Annotated in this window: 16 protein-coding genes and 1 pseudogene; 7 read left to right on the top strand and 10 right to left on the bottom strand. The window is 42.1% G+C overall.

Annotated features, from left to right (window positions below):
• Positions 1-24: 24 nt before the first annotated feature.
• Complete coding sequence (locus AVJ20_RS05775; RefSeq protein ID WP_111884498.1) at positions 25-1,389, bottom strand: MFS transporter; 1,365 nt, start codon at positions 1,387-1,389, stop codon at positions 25-27.
• A gap of 155 nt (positions 1,390-1,544) precedes the next feature.
• Positions 1,545-2,630, bottom strand: a complete 1,086-nt coding sequence (locus AVJ20_RS05770; protein ID WP_078193178.1) for a DUF475 domain-containing protein — start codon at positions 2,628-2,630, stop codon at positions 1,545-1,547.
• A gap of 207 nt (positions 2,631-2,837) precedes the next feature.
• Here AVJ20_RS05770 and tenA point away from each other — a divergent pair, with 207 nt between their 5' ends.
• The gene (gene tenA / locus AVJ20_RS05765) at positions 2,838-3,503 is read left to right on the top strand and encodes a thiaminase II (RefSeq protein ID WP_111884497.1); all 666 of its coding nucleotides are present in this window, start codon (positions 2,838-2,840) and stop codon (positions 3,501-3,503) included.
• A gap of 109 nt (positions 3,504-3,612) precedes the next feature.
• On the opposite strand, the gene AVJ20_RS05760 is transcribed toward tenA, so the two are convergent.
• From AVJ20_RS05760 to AVJ20_RS05750, 3 genes are all read right to left on the bottom strand, one after another.
• On the bottom strand, positions 3,613-4,335 hold the full coding sequence (locus AVJ20_RS05760; RefSeq protein WP_111884496.1) for a hypothetical protein: 723 nt from the start codon (positions 4,333-4,335) through the stop codon (positions 3,613-3,615).
• A gap of 189 nt (positions 4,336-4,524) precedes the next feature.
• On the bottom strand, positions 4,525-4,863 hold the full coding sequence (locus tag AVJ20_RS05755) for a GlpM family protein (RefSeq protein WP_111884495.1): 339 nt from the start codon (positions 4,861-4,863) through the stop codon (positions 4,525-4,527).
• A 134-nt stretch (positions 4,864-4,997) separates the two neighbouring features.
• Positions 4,998-5,381, bottom strand: a complete 384-nt coding sequence (locus AVJ20_RS05750; protein ID WP_111884494.1) for a hypothetical protein — start codon at positions 5,379-5,381, stop codon at positions 4,998-5,000.
• A 179-nt stretch (positions 5,382-5,560) separates the two neighbouring features.
• On the opposite strand from AVJ20_RS05750, the gene uvrA reads away from it, so the two are divergent.
• Complete coding sequence (gene uvrA / locus AVJ20_RS05745; RefSeq protein ID WP_111884493.1) at positions 5,561-8,392, top strand: excinuclease ABC subunit UvrA; 2,832 nt, start codon at positions 5,561-5,563, stop codon at positions 8,390-8,392.
• Between the two features lie 32 nt (positions 8,393-8,424).
• On the top strand, positions 8,425-8,964 hold the full coding sequence (locus AVJ20_RS05740) for a hypothetical protein (protein ID WP_111884492.1): 540 nt from the start codon (positions 8,425-8,427) through the stop codon (positions 8,962-8,964).
• Positions 8,965-9,181: 217 nt separating this feature from the next.
• Here AVJ20_RS05740 and blaOXA read toward each other — a convergent pair whose 3' ends face one another.
• Positions 9,182-10,033 carry a class D beta-lactamase gene (blaOXA, locus tag AVJ20_RS05735; protein ID WP_111884528.1) on the bottom strand — a complete coding sequence of 284 codons (852 nt, stop codon included), beginning with the start codon at positions 10,031-10,033 and terminating at the stop codon, positions 9,182-9,184.
• Between the two features lie 202 nt (positions 10,034-10,235).
• On the opposite strand from blaOXA, the gene AVJ20_RS05730 reads away from it, so the two are divergent.
• Positions 10,236-11,045: a toxin-antitoxin system YwqK family antitoxin gene (locus tag AVJ20_RS05730; protein WP_111884491.1), complete on the top strand. Its 810-nt coding sequence runs from the start codon at positions 10,236-10,238 to the stop codon at positions 11,043-11,045.
• Between the two features lie 41 nt (positions 11,046-11,086).
• Here the strand turns inward: AVJ20_RS05730 and AVJ20_RS05725 are convergent.
• Positions 11,087-12,793 (bottom strand): annotated as a pseudogene (locus tag AVJ20_RS05725) (diguanylate cyclase).
• A 1,096-nt stretch (positions 12,794-13,889) separates the two neighbouring features.
• Here AVJ20_RS05725 and omp33-36 point away from each other — a divergent pair.
• Complete coding sequence (gene omp33-36, locus AVJ20_RS05720; RefSeq protein ID WP_111884490.1) at positions 13,890-14,771, top strand: porin Omp33-36; 882 nt, start codon at positions 13,890-13,892, stop codon at positions 14,769-14,771.
• A gap of 59 nt (positions 14,772-14,830) precedes the next feature.
• Here omp33-36 and AVJ20_RS05715 read toward each other — a convergent pair whose 3' ends face one another.
• The gene (locus AVJ20_RS05715) at positions 14,831-15,526 is read right to left on the bottom strand and encodes an ion channel (RefSeq protein ID WP_111884489.1); all 696 of its coding nucleotides are present in this window, start codon (positions 15,524-15,526) and stop codon (positions 14,831-14,833) included.
• A gap of 251 nt (positions 15,527-15,777) precedes the next feature.
• Here AVJ20_RS05715 and AVJ20_RS05710 point away from each other — a divergent pair, with 251 nt between their 5' ends.
• A complete protein-coding gene (locus tag AVJ20_RS05710) occupies positions 15,778-16,152 on the top strand; it encodes a hypothetical protein (protein ID WP_111884488.1) in 375 nt (124 codons plus the stop codon).
• An 88-nt stretch (positions 16,153-16,240) separates the two neighbouring features.
• On the opposite strand, the gene AVJ20_RS05705 is transcribed toward AVJ20_RS05710, so the two are convergent.
• Both AVJ20_RS05705 and AVJ20_RS05700 read right to left on the bottom strand, forming a co-directional pair.
• A complete protein-coding gene (locus AVJ20_RS05705; RefSeq protein WP_111884487.1) occupies positions 16,241-17,956 on the bottom strand; it encodes a cation acetate symporter in 1,716 nt (571 codons plus the stop codon).
• A 1-nt stretch (position 17,957) separates the two neighbouring features.
• Entirely contained in the window at positions 17,958-18,290 is a 333-nt protein-coding gene (locus tag AVJ20_RS05700) for a DUF485 domain-containing protein (RefSeq protein ID WP_078193192.1), read from the bottom strand.
• A 181-nt stretch (positions 18,291-18,471) separates the two neighbouring features.
• On the opposite strand from AVJ20_RS05700, the gene AVJ20_RS05695 reads away from it, so the two are divergent.
• Positions 18,472-21,960 (top strand): PAS domain-containing hybrid sensor histidine kinase/response regulator, encoded by a 3,489-nt coding sequence (locus tag AVJ20_RS05695; RefSeq protein WP_111884486.1) that lies wholly within the window; start codon positions 18,472-18,474, stop codon positions 21,958-21,960.
• Positions 21,961-22,034: the final 74 nt, after the last annotated feature.

Here is a 22,034-nt window from a genome sequence, read left to right as displayed (position 1 = left end):
TTATTTACTTTATAAGAGTTATGGTTAAATGGCTACCTCTTTCCCTAACAAGTGCGTTAAATGTTGTCGCGCAGATTCATCCATCTGCTGCTTATCCACTTTTACATAAGCCACTTGCTGGTCAGACATCACCACAACTTCTTCAATACCACGAATTGCTAAAAGCTGAGAAGTCCATTCATCCGTTTCTTTATCTTCAGGCAAACTGAAAACCATAGACGATAAATAACGCGGCTGAGCCAACCCAAAACTAATGATCAACCATAAAATGGCTAGCCCTGTCAGGATGCCCCATCCCATTGCCGTATCATTTAGCAACAGAAGTTGCCCACCAATCATACCACCAAAAAATGCCCCCAGAAACTGACTGCTGGCGTTCACCCCCATGGCAGTCGCTTTGGATTGAATTGGGGCTGCTTTCGATAACCATGACGGTAATAATGCCTCCATCACATTAAATGCGATAAAGAATAAACCTAAGCCTGTCAGCAAAATATATTTTGATTCGAAACCAAAAATTAAGATGCCCAATCCTAAAATAATGCCACCAATGGCAGTCAAGAAAATGCCGCGCATTTTGCGATATTTTTCCGCCAAAATAATACTTGGAAATGCAAAAAACAGGCTCACGACCAAAAGCGGCAAATACACCAGACCATGTGAATGTAATGGAATATTAGCAAAGTCAATCAACTGAGACGGCACATAGATAAACATCGCTGTGAGCAGTAAATGCAATGAAAAGACTGAAACATGTAAACGATTTAGATCAGGCATTTTCAGTACTTGCTTTAACTGCGTCAGATAACCTTGTTGAAAATTTTTATGATGACGCGTTACTTTCGGTACCAATAGCAACATCGCAATCGCGGCAAGTCCCATGATGGTGGTCACCCAAAATAAACCCGAGATGCCGACTAAACCTGTGAGCCAAGGCCCAAGGCTGAACGCGACCACAAAGGATAAACCGATACTCATCCCCATCATGGCCATGGCTTTAGTACGCTGTTCTTCACGTGTGACATCGGCTAACAAAGCCATCACTACGGCAGATACAGCACCACCACCGGCAATCGCACGCCCGATAATCACGCCATAGATACTATCGGACATTGCAGCAATTGCACCGCCTAAAGCAAACAACAGCAGCCCAATTACCACCAACGGTTTACGACTATAACGGTCTGCAATTAGACTAAACGGGATCTGTAAAATCGCTTGAGTTAAACCATAAACACCCACCGCTAAACCAATAAGTGCTGGTGTTGCCCCTGCATATTGCTGACCTGCCACAGAGAAAACAGGAATAATCATGAACAGCCCCAGCATACGTAAGGCGAAAATACTACTCAAAGCAAAAGTTGAGCGTCGTTCAAGAGCATTCATCATAGCTGGTTAAAAATTCATTAATCTTGGAATGGGATTATAGGACATTCAGCTTAAAGCGAAGCAGGATTTTTATTGATTTTAAATATCCTGATGATTGGACAAATAAAAAGCGCAGCTGATGCTGCGCTTTTTGGGAGATTTTAGGCAAATTTAAATTAGCCTAAATTTTCTTGACGCTTTTTATATTGAATTGAGGCAATCACAGCCCAAACAATGAATGCCACACCAATTAGACCCGTTACCACTTCAGGGACATGAAGACCTGTGCCACTCGCCAACATAATGAAGGCCAAAGCACCAATCGCATAATGCGCACCATGTTCAAGGAAGATATAAGCATCTAAGGTGCCTTTATCCACTAAGTAAATGGTCATTGAACGCACGAACATAGCACCAATAGCAAGACCGAGCATAATGATTACCACATCAGAGGTAATCGCAAATGCACCAATCACACCATCAAAACTGAATGAGGCATCGAGTACTTCAAGGTAAAGGAAACCACCAAAACCTGCTTTGATCACGCCCGTCGGTACGCCATTTGCGTCATGTCCAACCGCATTACCGTTTTCATCAACTTCAGGTTCACCACCCAATAAATGACTCAGTACTTGGACACCGATATATACCACGATCCCCCAGATACCCGCCATCACTACCGCTAGACGAGAGGCTTCGGCCACGTTTGCTGCCATTATCAATAACGCAATTAGGGCAATAAACACGGACATCGCAGGAACGTTTGCAAGATTGGCCAAACGGCGCTCTAGCCAACGGAACCAATGGGTATCTTTCCCTTCATCTAAGAAGAAGTTCAGGAACACCAACAATAAGAAAGCACCACCAAAGGCCGCAATTTCTGCATGATGGGCCATCAATTTTGCAGAGTATTCAATTGGATTATTCAATGCCAATTGCACCACTTCCATAGCGCCCATGTCTGCAGTAACAGCCACGATCACAATTGGGAAAATCAGACGCATACCAAAGACAGCAATCACGATCCCGACGGTTAAGAAAATCATTTTCCAAAAATGATCCCAACCACGGAGTACAGATGCATTGACAACGGCATTGTCAAAAGACAAAGACACTTCCATCACCGCTAAAATGGCAGTGATGGTCAGTGCTGTCAGCATGGCTTGCACACCTGCATTTGGGCCATGATTCAGACCCCAATATGCAGAAATGGCAAGACACACGATCGTAAAGACGATTGAGAAACCAAAATGTTTCATCATGATAGATCGACCTATTCATTCAATAAGATTTCAAAATGAGGGAATACCCAGTTTGAAGCTAAGTTTATGGCGCAATTATGCAGCTTTTCAGGATTGAAACCAAAAATTATTCGTTACATTTTGAATAAACACTCTAAGATGGAGGCTCTCAATTACATCGCATCATGGTGTAGACCCGTCTTTCATTTTTAACGACAGGAATGTTCAATGCGTTTTTCTGAAGAAGTTTGGCAACGTAATACCGCGTTATATCAGCAGATACTCCATCTACCTTTTAATCAGGAATTGGCTCAGGGCAGTTTAAGCCGCGACGCCTTTTGTCACTATGTCATTCAGGATGCCCATTATTTATTGGCCTATGGTCGTGCACTTGCAGTGTGTGCAGCCAAGGCATTTGATGCCGACGATGTGATTCAGTTTTCTGAAGCGGCAAAAATTGCCATCGTGGTGGAACGCAGTCTGCACAATGACTTTATGCAAGGTTTCAACATCAGCAAAGAACAGTTTGAAAATACCCCATTAACCCTTGCCTGCCATCATTACACTTCGTTTCTAACAGCGACAGCATGGTCAGAAAGTTACCCTGTGGTCCTTGCCTCACTCCTGCCTTGCTTTTGGATCTATGCTGAAGTCGGCAAAGCCATTGTCAGCCAATCTGTGCCGAATAACCCTTACCAAGCATGGATCGACACCTACTCAGGTGAAGACTTTAATACCGCTGTACAAAACGTGATTCAAACCATTGATCGAGTGGCGGCTCGCTGCGATGCAGATACACGTGAAAAAATGCATGCCGCTTACACAAACGGCGCAAAATTAGAATGGATGTTCTGGGACAGCGCATATCAACAGCGGACATGGCCCATTGAATAAACCTGTGATTTAAGCTGTATAAAAATTTAAGGATCTAAAATTACTTTTAGATCCTTTTTTTAATACGGTTGGATTCGGTTCAAATGACCTTGCACGATCATTCAGTGTATTAGCGTTTAAAACGATACCATCCGAGGAAAATCCCCATCGCGATAATCACCAAAAAAATCGCAAAACGTGCTTCACGCAATTCACTGCGCGCTGCTTTGCGTTCCTGCATTTCTTCTGAATGAAATTGTGATTTGACCATCGGATCAAGTTGAGCAATGGCCAATAAATCTTTGGGCTTTTCACCTTTGCCTAAAATCAAATACAGCCCTTTCACCTGCATTTCATTGAGTTTACCCAGTTCAATATTCAGTTGGGTGGCTTGTGCATTATAGTCAGGCACCCAATCTTCTACGCGGGCATATACATGGGCACGACTAATATCAAAGATTGATGCATCCTGCACTTTCTTGCCCGTTTGATCTTCCAGTTGTTCACTCAAATCGGAGAATTGGGACAGTACATAGTCTTTTTTCTGTGCCAACTGTACGCCGTCAAAAGCATACTCTTGTATTTTTTGTGCAGGATTATTTTTCGATAATAAACCTTGGGGAACGACTTTAAAGTCTAATACGGTGTTGTCAGGGACTTGGTTGGTTTGCAGCACCATATAGACCACAGACCATAGCTGTTCATTTTGCCCGACCGCAGGCACGCTCACGCTATAACGCTGCTCGGCTGCAGGGTCAATAAACTGTTCAAACGCGAGGATTTGACTGTCTTCAGCCCACAGGATTTGGCTTGAAAACATGAGGCAGATGATCACCCAAAATTGTTTTAACATTATTTGCTCTTATCATGATTATTTGCTGTTCTGTCAGAATTATAATTAATTATTCAAATACTTACATTTAAAATCACACATTTAACGATTGGAAATTCATCATAATTTTAGCCAAATCTATTGTTTTATAAATGATCTAGAACCCATAAAAAATTGATCTAAATCAGCATCGATATAGGCTTTTGATGCTTACTGAAAACTCTGCCATGCATAAATCAAAACAGCCGCAGCAAGCACCCAACTCAACGTTGCTACACTCAAACATGCCGTTAAACTCACACGTGTTGCGAGCAGGTACACCATCAATAAATAAATGAAATACGGGATGAGAGACCAGAGTCCAAACAGTGCAGTTTTTTGTAATGCGGCTGCACCCTGATCATTTGCCACAATTACATGAGCAATCAACGCAAAAGTCGGAAACAATGGAACCAAACCTGCAATATAAAACGCCTTACTTTTAGACAGCAAAGCAATTAATACCACAACAAAGGCACCCATTAAGCTTTTGAGAAATAAGGACAACATGGCATTCTATAGTTTCGAGAAAACTGCATTTTACGCCTTTTCTGCGATAGTCCTGAGATTTTCCAATGGATTGTTATGCGCATGACACAGGAGATTTAAACGATGAACTCAAAACAGTCATAGTGCCGTGATCTTTATGCACCTTTACACCATAGGCTAGATGTAAAGCGCGCTTTTTGTTGCTCAGCCATTTGCTTAAACTGCGCTTGAACTTTTAAATCTTCAGCACTCATCAAATGTTGATTGTTTTCAACAATTGCCAAAACCAAATCAAACTGTTGAGGAATTTTTTCGCAAGCCAGATGCTTTTTTTCAGCTTCTGTTTTGGCTTGACCTAATTTCGCAATATACAGATCAATTTTTTCACTTTCGGTATTCAGCGCCAAAGTTGCTTGTTCTAAGCTGTCATATTTTTGCGCTTTCGGTGTGTGGTTCGGGGTACATGCACTCAAAAACACACTACACATCAATAAACCCATCACACCTAATGTTGGATTGAGATGAAGTTGCCATTTCATGTTAAAAGTCCTAGATTGCTGATTTGCGGATGTTTTAGGGCATCGGCACAGACAGCTATATTTTGATTCGGCCATTTTTCTCACAAAGTCACGCATAAATCTAGGTTTAAATTACACTTGAACATTTTTCATGCGCTATCATATATAGGTTTTTCGGTGAATATTTTAGGACCCCTTGCATGAGCCAAAGCCATATCCGTATTCGAGGCGCACGTACCCATAACTTAAAAAATGTGTCACTCGATATTCCACGCGACAAGTTTGTGGTCATTACGGGTCTTTCTGGTTCAGGGAAGTCCTCTTTGGCTTTTGATACCTTGTATGCTGAAGGTCAACGTCGCTATGTTGAGTCCTTATCTGCCTATGCACGCCAATTCCTTTCGCAAATGGAAAAGCCCGAAGTTGACTCGATTGAAGGCTTGAGTCCTGCGATTGCCATCGAACAAAAATCAACGAGCCACAACCCACGCTCAACAGTGGGAACAATCACCGAAATTTACGACTATTTACGTCTACTCTATGCCCGTGTCGGCACGCCGTATTGTCCTGAACATGACCTCCCGATGGTGGCTCAGACTGTGTCTGAAATGGTTGATACCGTCAAAGGTCTAGAAGAAGGTACGGCGCTTATGTTGCTTGCCCCTGTGGTCCGTGACCGTAAGGGTGAATACACCAACTTATTTGAACAATTACAAGGTCAGGGTTTTGTCCGTGCCCGTGTCGATGGTGAAGTCATTGATATCGATACACCACCCGAATTAGATAAAAAGAAAAAGCACACCATTGAAGTCGTTGTCGACCGTTTTAAGGTACGTGATGATCTTGGCAACCGGATTGCAGAAAGTTTTGAAACGGCTTTACGCATGGGCGGTGATATTGCCATTTTGTCATGGATGAAAGGCGAACAAGAAGACCGCGTATTTTCAGCCAAACACTCCTGCCCTGAATGTGAACGTGCCGTCGGTGAACTCGAACCACGGCTATTTTCCTTCAACAATCCATTCGGTGCCTGCCCTGTTTGTGATGGTTTAGGCACACGCAGCCATTTTAGTGCTGACAAATTGATTCCCAATAATGAAGTTTCGATTAGCCAAGGGGCAATCCGTGGTTGGGACCGTCAACGTCCGTATTACTACAGCATGATCCAAAAAGTTGCCGATCATTTTGGTTATTCTCTAGACACACCGTGGAATGAACTCGATGCCGAGACCAAAAAGAAATTCCTTTATGGTACAGGCAAGGAAAAAGTTGACCTCAGCTATATTGATGAACGTGGTCGTTCGCACAAACGTGTGCAAGCCTTTGAAGGGATTTTGCCGCACCTAGAACGTCGCTACCGTGAAACGGAGTCGAACTATGTGCGTGAGGATTTAGCACAGTATTTATCCAATGCCGCATGTGATGCTTGCGGTGGCTCACGTCTCAATGAAATTTCACGTCATGTCCGAGTTAAAGATAAAACCATTGCGCAAATCACCAAGATGTCGATTGGCGATGCTGAAAGCTATTATCAAGACCTCAACTTAAGCGGTGCCAAAGGCGAAATTGCTGACAAGATTTTCAAAGAGATTCGTGAACGTTTGCACTTCCTAGTCTCTGTCGGTTTGAACTATTTAAGTTTATCGCGTTCGGCAGAAACACTGTCGGGTGGTGAAGCTCAGCGTATTCGTTTGGCTTCGCAAATTGGCGCGGGCCTCATGGGCGTGATGTATGTCCTTGATGAACCGTCAATTGGTCTACATCAGCGTGATAATGACCGCTTGCTTGAAACCTTAGTTCGCCTACGTGACCTTGGTAATACCGTGCTCGTTGTAGAGCATGATGAAGATGCCATTCGAGCGGCTGACCATATTATTGATATCGGCCCAGGTGCAGGTGTGCATGGCGGTCATGTGATTGCCGAAGGGACGTATGACGAAATTTTGGCAAATCCAGATTCATTAACCGGTCAATATCTATCAGGAAAACTCAGTATTGATGTGCCGAAAACACGAACACAACCGCCAAAACCTGAAGAGCAAATTAAGTTAATGGGCGCTGCGGGTCATAACCTGAAAAATGTCGATTTGACTATTCCTTTAGGTGTGATGACCTGTGTGACAGGTGTGTCCGGTTCAGGTAAATCGACGCTGATTAACCGTACTTTGTTACCACTTGCAGCAACTCAATTGAACGGTGCAACCACACTGACTGCGGAAAAATTTGACTCGATTGACGGCTTACAGTTCCTCGATAAAGTCGTCGATATTGACCAAAGCCCAATTGGTCGTACACCACGTTCAAACCCCGCAACTTACACTGGTTTGTTCACCCCTATTCGTGAACTTTTTGCGCAAACCCCTGAAGCTAAAGCACGTGGTTATGCTGCAGGTCGTTTCTCGTTTAATGTGAAAGGCGGTCGCTGTGAAGCCTGCGAAGGCGACGGTATGATTAAAGTCGCAATGCACTTCTTACCTGATATGTATGTGCCTTGTGATGCCTGCCACGGCAAGCGCTATAACCGTGAAACGTTAGAAGTTGGTTATAAAGGTCGTAATATTTCAGATGTCTTAGAAATGACGGTTGAAGATGCGATGCATTTCTTCGACGCTATTCCTGTGATTCACCGTCGTTTGGAAACCTTGAACCAAGTGGGCTTGGGCTATATCCGTTTGGGTCAGTCTGCAACCACACTTTCAGGTGGTGAAGCACAGCGTGTCAAATTGGCTCGTGAGTTAGCAAAACGTGATACAGGCAAGACTTTGTATGTACTTGATGAACCGACGACAGGTTTACACTTCCATGATATTGCTAAATTGCTCGACATCCTGCATGAGCTACGTAATAAGGGTAATACCATCGTGGTGATTGAGCATAACTTGGATGTGATTAAAACTGCCGATTGGATTGTGGACTTAGGCCCTGAAGGTGGTGCGGGCGGCGGTATGATTATTGCCGAAGGTACGCCAGAGCAAGTGGCGAAGAATAAAGTGTCACATACAGCGAAGTTCTTAAAGCCGATGTTGAAATAAGATTCACTTTCCTTTAAGTGCATGATAAAACGGTGATTCATTCACCGTTTTTTATTTATATGACTTTATTAGAGATAATTGATACAGCCGTAAAAATTGGTTTAGGAGCACTGATAACTGGCGTAATTACCTACTTAAATCAAAAGGCAAATATTTCAGCATCAGTAGCAAAAGATAACCTTCTATATAATCGTAATTTATTGACCAATATTTCCAAAGATCTCGAGGAAATAAATCATCTCGTTTTAAAAATTTGGGCAATTTTTGAATTTGAAACAAAACAATCTCAACCAGCTCTTAATGAGATTTCAGACAGACTTAAACCTCTAAGACACGCACTTTTTAATGACTTTAATTTGCTTAGCAAAAATGAAGGTTTACTTCTTTTACATGGATATATTGAACAACAAGAAAAGCTAAGAATTTATGGCGAATTACTCGGAAAATTTAACGCTTATACACTTTGTAAAAATGGAGCTATCAATGTTGAAACAACTGCTCAATATAGAGTTGAAATTTTAGAAGCTAGAAAATCACTTTATACGAGCTTAAACAAAGCCATTTCTAAATAAATTCTTGTTCTTCACAATATTCAATCACATGACGCGACATGGATGTCGCCTGTTTGACTGGGGCAGCACGGATGTGCCCTCAGTCAAACAAAAGCATTTTGCTTACTTTTGTGCTTTCAAAAGTAAGATAAATCCTACGCAATGGAAGCTAAAACCTAATGCAAAGCGAGGACGTGCCAACTCAAAATTCAAAATTCAAAATTCAAAATTCAAAAAATTAACGTAAATAATGAAACACACCCAACTTATCCAACACATCCAACGTCAACTGCTTACGCTCCGCCACATCATCCCCTGCAGCCATCTGCAAATTCAAACTAAACGCCGTGATCTTGCCATGACCATCATCTACCCAACCGGTATACCACCCAACTTGCGGCTCTACATCCATACCCCAACCACTCTTGGCATATAACTTCGCATCCCCACGGCTTTCAATATAAAGCATATCTTTAACTTGCTTTTGTACCGCGACATCAAACGGTAATTTCTCTGTCGCAAGCTGATACGCAAATTTGACTTCTTGTTCAGGCGTAATCTTTAACGGCCCAACCAACCAAAAATTATCCACCTGTTTGCCAATATTGGCATTGCCAAAACCGACCCGTTTGACTTCTTGTTGCATTAACGCCAAACCTATTCGCCTTGCCAGTTCCTGATATACAGGAACTGCAGATGCTTGCATCGCTTCACCCAAAGTCAGGTCTTTTTCCCATGACGGGAAAGCACGTTTTTCACCTTTCCATTTAAAAACTTCAGTGGCTGTCGCCTTCTGATGCTGCAAACCAATTAATGCATTTAACATTTTAAAAGTAGATGCGGGAATGTATTCAGTGTGGGCGCGCTGTAAGTCATTGCCATAATGACTTAAACGCTGACCATCAAATGTGACAAATACTGCCTGTGTTTGTGCTTGATTAAATAAAGACGGAATCTCTCTCACCCGTGAATTTACTAAATTGGCTTGAGCCGTTTGTTTTAAGTGTTGAGATGAATCCAACATGCCTTCATTTGTTGTACATGCTGACAAACTCAGGACAGTCATCAACGATAGATATATTTTTTTCATTGCACTATTTTTATGGCGTTTAAAGTCCATAGTATAAGATGAAGTTCAAATCTGAATTGTTTACTTTTCAACAGTCTTCTATCTGTTGCAAACTTAGCGCATCCACTATTTATTTTTAAACAAAACATCCTTATGATGACGCCTATCGTGGACTCAACAACGAATAATTTTTAACTTTTTAAAATATAAAAGCATACTAACAATGAATAAATTTATCTTAAGTTTCAGCCTCTTATTATGTCCAATATATAGCTTTGCCGATGGCTATCTAAACGAATACATGGTGCTGTTTGTCTCACAAGAAGACCCCGATCTTAGCCCATGGAAAGATAAGCCGCAGTGTAAAGCCCTCAGTACCCCGACTTCACACAAAGGGATCTATGAAAATCAATATGTCTATGCCAATGGCAATGCCCTGACCACCATCTTTCTGAGTAATAGCAAAATTAAAAACGGTGAATGTGAACATTTAATTCACTTTCCAGATGGTATTCAAGGCTCAGGCGTATTTGAAAGTTTCTTCCCCAATGGCAAACCCCGTAGCCGCATTGCCTATAAAAATGGGGAGTACGAAGGCAAACTCGAGTTTTGGTTTGCCAATGGGATAAAAGAGCAAGAAAGTAGCATCATCAATGGTGAATCTCAGGGGGATTACAAAATTTGGCATCCAAATGGCCAACTGGCTTTTTCTCAAAATTATAAAAATGGTATCGAGCATGGCCTGCGCCAACGCTGGTATAGCGATGGTAAACCGTGGACCTATGCCAATTTTCAAAATAATAAACTGATTGGTGAGCTGAAAATGTGGTTTGAAAACGGCAAACTAGAACGCCAAGGTTATTATCGTAATGGCGTTCGTCATAACAGTTATAAAATTTGGTATGACAATGGGCAACCTGAAGCGGTGCTTCAGTACAATTTAGGCAAAATTACCCAAGCCCAGTGTTGGAATGAAGATGGTAGTCAAATGAACCAACAAGCCTGCAACAAATTATATAAAGATGAAGATTAATTGATTTTTCTGGCTAAATTTATGAATCTGCCAAGCTGCGTTTAGGCTGAAACACGATCACGCCCCGCAGCTTTGGCTTTAAACAACGCTTGGTCTGCGCGCTCTAATAAATCGATCCAGCTTTTGGCACCCACTGCAACACCAATACTCACCGTCACGATGAGATCGGCTTCGTCTTCTGCCAAATTGAAATTCACATGCTGAATATCATGCCGTATGGTTTCGGCAATGTGCTGGGCTTTGAGCATATCAATCCCCTCGATCAGGACTAAAAACTCATCTCCACCATATCGCACCACCAAGTCGGATGAACGAATATGTTGTCGTAATTGATTGGCAACATGTTGAATCACCAAATCACCGACAATATGCCCATAGCGATCATTCACCTGTTTAAAGTGATCAATATCAATCACGATCAGTGCTGTATGTAAAAAGCCTGAATTTTGGCTGTCGCGAAATTTAATATATTCATCTAAGGCAAAACGATTGGCGACATTGGTGAGTGAGTCAGTATTGGCAATATGTTTAAGCTGAAATTCAAAGGCATCACGCTGTTCCAACATGTTTTCAATATGCTGAATGGCATCAAATAAACTGAGATAACCTACTTTGGCAGGTTCAATCACGCCTTGATCCATTTGTCGGTGCCGAGCCAGTTTAAATAACTGATTACGAGCACGAATTAAAGGTTCAAACACCCATTTCTTGGCATAGAACATCGTTAATAATGCAGTCAGTAATGACACGAGCGAGACAAAAAGCGTGAAAATCAATTTATTTCGCGCTTCACGTTGTTCATCCGCAGCTACTTTGAGACTGTAATCTACAATATAACTTTGCAATTCCACCACTGTGACAAATTTATTGACCATTGCATCAGTGAGCTGGGTGCCATCCATGTGATAACGCTGATGTTGAAGACTTTTTTGAGTCAAACCATCAATAATTGGCAAACCTTTATCTAAAAATTCCGTCCTTACCGCATGATGTAACTGTTTAAACTCGGGAGTTTTGTCATGTTCAGACTGCACGACATTGATCAATTCCCATAGATAGCGTGTTTGACGCTGGGTTTGTAAACTCCGCGCTAAATTTTGCTCTGGAATTTCCTGTTGAAATGATACCGCAGCCATAATATTTGATGCGACTCTTCCCGCCTAATCACGTAATTCTGCCAGTAATAAAATCAGCGTGTAATAATTCGATACACGAGTATCTTTACCATGAGAATAATTGACCAATTTCTGCATGGCAATATAGCTTTGATCCCAAGCTTGGAACATCGCCAAAATGGCATGATCCAATTTTTTAGCTTCACGTTGTTGTGTCGGCAGCGCAATATATTGATCGACCGTTTTGCGACCCTGCAACAAATATGGATATAAATTGGACTCTAACTGCTGGGCGATCGGTGCAAAGCCCGTTTCTTTTAAAACTTTCAGTGTATCTTGATATTGCCGATCAACGCCTTGACGATATTCAGCCAACTCAATAATTTTTTGCTCGCGCTGTTCACCTTGACTCGACATTGCACTGTTAGCTGGCGCACGTTCACGGGAAATTTGGTTGGTTAAATCTGCCACCATTTTCAGCATCTGAATTTCTTTCAGCGCTTCGGCACTTTTGAGGTAGTTTTGATTGCTGCTCACAATCAATGGAACACTGATAAATACGATAGACAAGACGATTACTAGCATCGCAAGTTGCAAGCGCTTACTAATATGCTCTGTTCGTAATGTTTCCATCTATTTTATGCCCCACACTTGTTGCATACCCCAACCCACTTCTCAACTAAACGCGGGAATATTTAAATTAATGACCAATAATTTATTAATTTGTAAAGTGAACATTTATAGCTCTAAATTCTATATAAATGTGCTTAATCTGTCACATTTTTATCACTTTAGAACGAGATAATTTGCTAAAAAACAGCAGCATATTTCAAAGCGAAATATTTTTTATTAACTTGTTTAAATAAATATTTACAATTGCAATAAATTGGTGCAGAATGCACCGTATTAGGGCACACTAGATTTCTTCCTCAGCAGAATATTTTAGTTTCCCGAAAATTTTGGCTAAAAAATCCTGATTTTCCTTGAAAATCAGGATTTTTTTTGTCTATATCACTTTAATTGAAAGATAAATAGAATTATTAACGCACCATAAAAGTGCATTTATTTCTACAAGATATTTGCTCTATATTTTATCTTTAATATAAAGTTGCATTTTTGAATAAAAAAAAGCCCAACCTTGGGGAAAGCTGGGCGAATAAAAAACAATAATGGAGAATCAGGGTCAAAGTCACACTTTTAAACCGTGTGACGACTCGATTGGCAAATTATGAATCAAATAAAACCTGATGTAAAGCCAAGTATTTCACTAGGATATTAAAAATATCACAAAGACACATATTTAAGTGACATATCCCTCAAACTTAAAACAAAAATGTCTATTTAATATACAAATAAGTGGTTTTAGCCCAACAATTCAGCAGTCAAAGTCCCGATTTATTACCTCAAATGCGTGAAAAGCGTTAGAATTTACCCACTACCATAAATGTTATTTTAAATTAAAATAACAATAATAATTGTTATTTTAGATTGAGAAGTTGTGTATTTTTTCAAGTGTATTTTTTTAATTAAGAATTTAATCAAACTTACTTAATTGTTCTCAATGATTTTTTTTCAGTGACTTATTAGTTAGAGTAAAAACTGAATTTCTTATTATGAAATAAAGATCTGAGTCAGAGACTGAATAATAACCTTTAGGATCATTGACTTAATATATTGTTACAATACAATGCTCAATGTTTAATCCATTTGTAACAACTGGTAGAAAATCATGAAAAAACTCGGTTTAGCCACTGCTTTATTATTAGCCATGACCGGTGCTCAAGCTTACCAATTTGAAGTTCAAGGCCAAGCAGAATACATCGACACAACTGCAAATGACAAAGATTTCATTGGTGGTGTTCAAGGTACTTACTACTTAAAAAATGTTGACTCTACAAAAGGTCCTTTAGCTGAAGCTGCATTCTTAAACCAAGCTTCTAACGTATCTGTTGCTTACAACTACGGTGAAGTTGGTTCACAAGGTGTTGACGTAGTTGCTCATAACTTTGGTGCTAAAGCTGAAGCTTATGTTCCAACTAAAGTTGTTCCTGTATATGCAAGCGCGTCTTACAGCCACACTATTTTAGATTCTAAAAACCAAGCATCTAAAGTATTAGAAGACAACGGCGACCGTTATGCATTAGAAGTTGGTGCGCTTCCAACTCAAAACTTCTTAGTTGCTGTTGGTTACACTAGCGTTGCTGACCAAGCTGCTGTTGACGCGTTCAACGTTATGGGTAACGGTGTTGCTAAAGCTGTTGCTGAAGCTACAACTATTGGCCAAGACCAAGACGCAATCACTGCACGTGCTAAATATGTTGGCGCAATCGACGACACTAACATGGCAATTGGTTTCGAATCAGGCATCATCTACGGTGATGACACTGCTTACCAATTCAAAACTGATCTTTTCGTAACTCCTAAATTAAGCGTTGGTGCTTCTTACGCTGAATCTAGCTTTGCTGGTACTCCAGACTCAGCTTGGGGCGCGAACGTAAACTACTTCATCACTCCTGCTGTTGCAGTTGGTGCTAGCTATGTAAATGCTAATGCTGAAGAAGTTGCGCTTGACACTCAAACTGTTGGCGTAAACGCTAAATTCCGTTTCTAATTCATATTAGATACTGAATACCAAAAAGGACGCATTTGCGTCCTTTTTTTATCCTGCCATTATTTGTCTTTGGGCTCATGGCGTTCCGGTAAATGGGCAATATATTGCAAAGCAATTAAGCGTGAAACGATGAGAGCCAAATACATCACCCCACAAAACATTTGAAGCATAGCCAACACCCGTGCAGGCGCGCTCCCAGGCATGAGATCCGACAAGCCCGTGGCAGACTGCAAACTAAAACTTAAAAATAATAAATCTAACCACGACTGCATGCCCGGCTCTGCAGGATTCACAAAACTATCCGGATAAATTAGCTGACAAATACTATAGAGAAAAGCAAAACCCCATGCGATGAGGGTAAATACTGCCCCGGCTGCAAAAAGTTCGTCTTTGGTTAAATAACGATCGGCAAACATATAGCGTAATAAGCCATAGGCTGCACTAAAATATGCGCATGCTTCAAAACCATGCGCAATAATTTGAATATTGGGATGATTTACACCGAGCATAATCAAAGTAGAAAACAATACGGCGCAGCCAACAAAACTCAGTCCTAGAATCGTAAACATTGGAGTTTGGCGAATCACTTTGGCAATGATCAATAGTACCGACACCCCAAGTACCCAAATTAGCGCACGAAAAGACAGACTTTCTCGGGTAATCGCGGTTAAAACCAAGATCAGAAACTGCACCAGTAACAGCCATGCTGAGGGTAAAAGTCTAAAGCTTTTCCAAACATCTACAAAACCTTGCATTATTTTCAATCTCTATATTTTTTTCATGCGCTGAAATGATCGATCTGAAGCATCATCAACTGATTGATTTTAAATTAGCACGAAGTGAGTTTTTTTTATTGCAAAAATTTGTTGATCTTAATCTGAAAAAGCATCCATATGAGCACTGTTCTAGCTGGGTTTCTTATTACCAAAGAGGTTCAAAAAACCTACTGTAAGTTTCAGTTTTCAGGCACATATTCAAAGGAATCTCCTGCGTGGTAGATTTCATTATGAAAAAACATCTCGTATCTGCACCCCTCTATCTGCTCATGCTCTCTGCCTGTACACAAGACAGTCCACTCCTCAAAGGCCATGAAAATTATGTGGGGACTTGGCAAAACAACCACAGTGAATTAGTGATCAAAGCGTCGGGCGAAGTGACGTATCACCATCAAGAACATACCGAAAAAAGTATTGCCAACCAAACCTTCAGTGGTGCTGAACAGTCGCGAATAAAAGCCCATTTGAGCAGTTTTGGTGATCAGAGCTTTAGCATCGGTCAGGATGATTTCTCTCAACAATTCACCATTCAGCGCTCACCTTATCAAGATGATCAAGGCCATTGGAAAATGTCGATCAATGGAGAAAATTATACACGCAAATAGGACAGAGATTTGTCTACAAACCTCTGCGTCATATCATTCACTAAATATAAAAAAAGCCCCTTATTAGGGGCTTTTTAGGCGATTCAGATTAGTGATCTGAAGCACCAGAGATACCAATACCAGTTTGTGAACGTACATACTGTGCATCGAATGCTTTACGCTCAGCTTGTGCTTGTGCTGAATTATCAGTCACAGAGAACAACCAGCAGCAGATGAATGCCAATGGCATTGCAAAGATAGCAGGACCATTGAATGGGTTAATTGGTGTTTCAGAGATTGCGAATGTATCTACCCAAACTGCTTTAGACAATACAATTAGAATCACAGCAGTTGCTAGACCAACCACACCACCAATCACTGCACCACGCGTCGTTAATCCTTTCCAGAACATCGACAATACAAGCACTGGGAAGTTTGCACATGCAGCTACAGAGAATGCAAGACCGACCATGAATGCAACGTTTTGTTTCTCGAACAAGATACCTAAAATCATTGCGAAGATCGCAAGACCTAAAGTCGCGATTTTAGACATACGAAGTTCAGATTCAGGTGTAGTTTGACCTTTCTTGAATACGTTTGCATACAAGTCATGTGAAATTGCTGAAGCACCAGACAACGTTAGACCTGCAACTACTGCAAGAATTGTTGCGAATGCTACCGCTGAAATAAAGCCCATGAACAAGTCACCGCCCAATGCATCAGACAAGTGAACCGCTGCCATGTTGTTACCACCAACAAGTTCTAACTTGCCAGTTACCGCCATTTTCGCTACATCAAGAAATTGTGGGTTGTTCGATACATAAAGGATCGCACCAAAACCGATGATGAAAGTTAATAGGTAGAAGTAACCAATAAAACCTGTAGCAACAACTACTGATTTACGTGCTTCTTTTGCATCTTTTACAGTAAAGAAACGCATCAAAATGTGTGGAAGACCTGCTGTACCGAACATCAATGCAAGACCTAGAGAGATCGCATCAATTGGGTTGGCTGCAAGTTTACCTGGACCCATAATGTTTGCAGCTTCAGCTAAAGATACGTCATGTACTTTAGAGAAAACTTGGATCGATTGAGTGAACATTTCAGAGAAGCTGAAGCCCACGCCTTTCATGACCATGAATGCCATGAAGCTTGCGCCAGAAAGTAGCATCACTGCTTTAATGATCTGTACCCAAGTTGTTGCCAACATACCACCGAAGATTACATAAGCCATCATCAGTAGACCAACGATCACAACCGCAATGTTGTAGTTCAAACCGAATAGTAGTTTAATCAATTGACCTGCACCCACCATCTGTGCAATCAGGTAGAACGCTACAACCACAAGCGAGCTTACTGCTGCAAGGGTACGGACAGGTTTCTCAGCTAGACGGAATGACACCACGTCAGATAAGTTGAACTTACCTAAGTTACGCAGACGCTCAGCCACCAAGAACAATACGATTGGCCAACCCACCATAAAGCCCAATGAATACAGCAAGCCGTCAAAGCCTGAACTGAATACCATTGCGGAAATACCGAGGAACGATGCTGCTGACATATAGTCACCGGCAATCGCTAAACCATTTTGGAAACCCGAAATACCACCACCCGCTGTATAGAAGTCAGCTGTGTTGGTGGTTTGCTTCGCTGCCCATTTGGTAATAAACAAAGTCAAGCCAACAAAAATTGCGAACATGATAATCGCATGCCAGTTGGTTGCTTGTTGCTGTGCTTCACCTAAATCTGGTCCAGCCATTGCCATGCTTGACATGAGCAGAGCAGGAGCCGCTAATACTATTGCTTTCAATGAATTCCATTTCATCTTAGTGCGGTCCTTTTTCTTGAGTAATTGCTTCTACTTCACGCATTGCTTCTGCGTTTAATGCATCCAACTTGTTGTTTGCAATATACGAATAAACACCACACAGTAAGAATGACAATACGATAATGCTTAGACCTAATGGCATACCAATCGTGGTCACACCACCACTCACGGATTGCATCAAGAACTCTTTGTTATAGCCCACAAGGAGCATAAAGCCGACATAGACCACCAACATGATGATCGTCAAAGTCCAGCTCAACTTACTTTTACGGCTGACCATTTCCTTAAATTTTGGATTCTGTAGAATTTGTTCTACCTGTCTCTCATCCATAATATTCTCCTTACGCCGAACCTTGGCGCGCAATTTTCTAATTCGAATTATTTCGAAGCTAAACTTACCAATGTTCCTTATCTCTTGTAATTTAGACTTTGGTCGTTAAATTTTGAGCAATAACCTTCCTAAGCCTATGGATGCGTTATCATTAAGCGAGAATTAATATGCTGCAGGCTTTATGAATAGTTGGCTTATCGTCGGGGTATTGGCCCTTTACATCGCATTACTCTTTGTATGTGCATTCTTTGGTGAAAAGCATGCCAGCAGGCTCAGTACTCGCGGCAGAATGCTTCTCTTTAGCCTAACTTTAGGGGTTTACTGTTCATCTTGGACATTTTATGGCGCAACAGGTGCCGCCGTTCGTGAGGGCATTATTTTCCTGCCAATTTATCTGGGACCGCTGCTATTTGTTGCGCTCGGCTATGATATTTGGCGACGTTTAGGGCGTGTCCGTCAGCATCATGCCATTTCATCGATTGCCGACTTTGTAGCAGCACGATATGGTAAAAGTGGCCCCTTAGCATCACTGGTCACGATCCTTGCCGTAATTGCCATTATTCCCTATTTAGCCTTGCAGCTACGTGCGATTGCCTTAAGTGCAACAGTCATTTTAGAACCGACCGCTGGTCTGACAGGTACCACCAATAGTGTGCTGTTTTTGACCGGTGTATTGGCGATTTTGGCGATGATGTTTGGGACACGACAGATTGCCAATACTGAACAGCACGGCGGCTTAATGTTGGCTGTGGCATTTGAGTCTTTCGTCAAGCTGTTTGCACTACTTGCAGTCGCATTTTTCTTTGTTTTTGAATCACCTGAAAACATGGCGCAAATCAGCCATGACATTAGCAGTACATTTAAAGATGTCCAGCTCAAAGGTGTGCCAGAAAGCTTTTGGATTCAAACATTATTGGCTGCTTTAGCGATTATTTGTCTACCACGTCAGTTCCATGTCGCGGTGGTTGAACTACGTGATGAAAAGCATATCCGTGGTGCTCGTCGTTGGTTTGCCATTTATCTGATTTTAACCATTATCGCGATCATCCCGATTGCCAGTTGGGCGCTGCATGCAGCACCTGCCTACTTGGCAATCCCCGATGTTGCTGTGCTCTCACTGCCTTTAAGTTATAACCAAGACTGGTTGACTTTACTTGCCTTTCTCGGTGGTTTTTCTGCTTCGACAGGCATGCTGTTGGTATCGTCAGTGGCCTTGTCGATTATGCTCAGTAATGACTTGATCATGCCTGCACTGTGGCGTACACGCTTATTGTCACGTCATGACAAACGCCTACCACTCGTACTGAAATTCACTCGTCGTGTGTGTATTTTAGCGGTCATGTTATTGGGCTTCTTGTTCTTCCATTTCTTCAATGACATTGACCAATTATCGGTATTTGGCCTATTGGCCTTCAGTGCTGTGGCTCAGTTTGCACCGGCGCTAATTGGTGGTTTGTATTGGCGTGGCGGAAGCAAGCAAGGTGTATATGCGGGTCTGTTGGTCGGTTTTGGCATGTGGGCTTATACCCTGTTATTACCAACCGTATTGCGTAGCCTACCTGAACAATTTAAAACATTTACCGAAAATCTTTTAAGTCAGGGTCCGCTAGGCTTGAGTTGGTTACGTCCTGAAGCACTTTTAGGGTTTGAATCTTTCGATCCACTTACCCATGGCGTAGTTTGGGCACTCGGTTTAAATATCACCCTCTATATTTGGATTTCCCGCGTCTTCCGTCCAAGTGTTGCCGAGCAAATTCAGGCCGAAAGTTTCTTTTATTATGAAACCAAGCCCCTTCCTGCTCAAAGTACATCGAATGACATAAGTTATATTCACCATGATGTGGCGCGTCTAAAAGTAGGTGATCTGATTACTTTGGCAAAACGCATTACCGGTGAAGGTCCAACCATGCGTGCCTTCAACCAGTTCTGCGCACAAAACAATGTCGTTTTAAATGAAAATAGCAGCGCCAACGGCATGTGGTGGCGTTTTACCGAACAGTATCTTGCCGGCACCATCGGTGCGGCATCTGCCCGTACCTTACTCACCACAGCCATGGTCAATAATGGTTTAGCACTCGGTCAGGTCGCCAATATTCTTGACCAAGCCTCACAGTGGCAGCGCTTTAACCAAAACCTGATCATGACCATGATCGACCATATGACTCAAGGTGTGTCCGTGGTTGATGAAAATATGTGTTTGGTGGCATGGAACAATCAATACCTCAAACTGTTTGATTATCCAAAAGACATTGTCTATGTCGGTTGCCCAATTTCAGACTTGATTCGTTATAACGCTGAACGCGGCGAATGTGGTCCCGGTTCAGTCGAGGAACATGTGCGTAAACGCATGCATTGGATGCAAGTCGGCAGCGCACACGAATTTGAACGAATTCGTAAAGATGGTCGTGTAATTCAGATGCGCGGGAACCCAATCGAAGGCGGTGGTTTCGTCACGACCTTTGCCGATATTACCGCATTCCGTGAAAATGAAGCCTTGCTTGAAGGACGTGTACAAGACCGTACCCAACAGTTGGCAGATGCCCTGTCTGAACAACAATTGGCACGTGAGCAAGCCGATAAAGCCAATATGTCGAAAAGCCGCTTTATTGCTGCTGCAAGCCATGACTTATTGCAACCGATGCATGCTGCGCGTCTGTTTAGTACCGCCCTCGAGCAAAGCGTACAAAATGATGATGATCGTAAAACGCTTCAGCAACTTGATCGTGCGCTGCATGGTGCGGAAAGTATGCTCTCTGCCCTCTTGGACATTGCACGACTCGAAGGTGGAACCATTCAACCGAAACGTCAGCCTTATCCACTACATGACTTACTCAGCGATCTTGAACTGCAATTTAAATCGATTGCAGCACAGCGTAATATCAAACTGACCGTACACGATGCTCAGTTCTGGATTGACACCGACCCACAGTGGATTCGTCGTATTATTCAAAACTTCGTCAGTAATGCCCTACGCTATACAGCGCGTGGTCGTGTTGTGGTAGGTGTACTGCGTTCAGCACGTCCGGGGCATATTCGTATTGGCGTTTGGGATACAGGTCCTGGGATCGCGGAAGAACAGCGCATTAAGTTGTTCCAAGAGTTCGAACGCTGTGGACACACCTCTCCATGGGGCGAACAGGGTCTAGGTTTAGGTTTAGCCATCGTGCAAAGGATGACCAGCCTACTCGACTATCCTGTGCATGTGTTCTCAGAACTTGGTCATGGTTCGTGCTTTATGATTGAAGTGCCGGTGGTCGCTGCGCCAAAAGTGGTCGCTGCACCGCCCCAAGCGGTTCCGCTGAAAACCAAAGCCTATAAGATTCTGTGCTTAGACAATGATGAAACCATTTTGGAAGGGATGTCGACCTTACTGACCAAATGGGGCTATCAAGTCTTTAAAGCCACTGAACCTGAACAGGCCATGGAGTTGATTCAACAAGAGAATATTCAAGTTTGGTTGGTTGACCAACACTTGAATAACAACAAGATTGGTCTCGACTTTATTTTAGATAACCGTCAGGAAAATGTCCCTGTGGCACTGATTACTGCAGATTCTGATCCTGAACTACCGCAACGTCTAAAAGAGTTAAACATCGTCTTACTGAAAAAACCGTTGAAACCGGCTTCACTCCGTTCATGGTTATCTGGTTTGAAGATTTCAAATCAGTAGCGCTGTTACAGGACATCTCTCTGTGAAAAGTAGCCCATTTCATTCACATGAAATGGGCTTTTGTTTACCTTGCT

The sequence above is a fragment of the Acinetobacter sp. CFCC 11171 genome, from assembly GCF_003268405.1.
Taxonomy (GTDB): Bacteria; Pseudomonadota; Gammaproteobacteria; order Pseudomonadales; family Moraxellaceae; genus Acinetobacter; species Acinetobacter amyesii.
The sequence above is the reverse complement of the archived record's forward strand: the minus strand, read 5'-3'. Positions and strand labels throughout refer to the sequence as shown.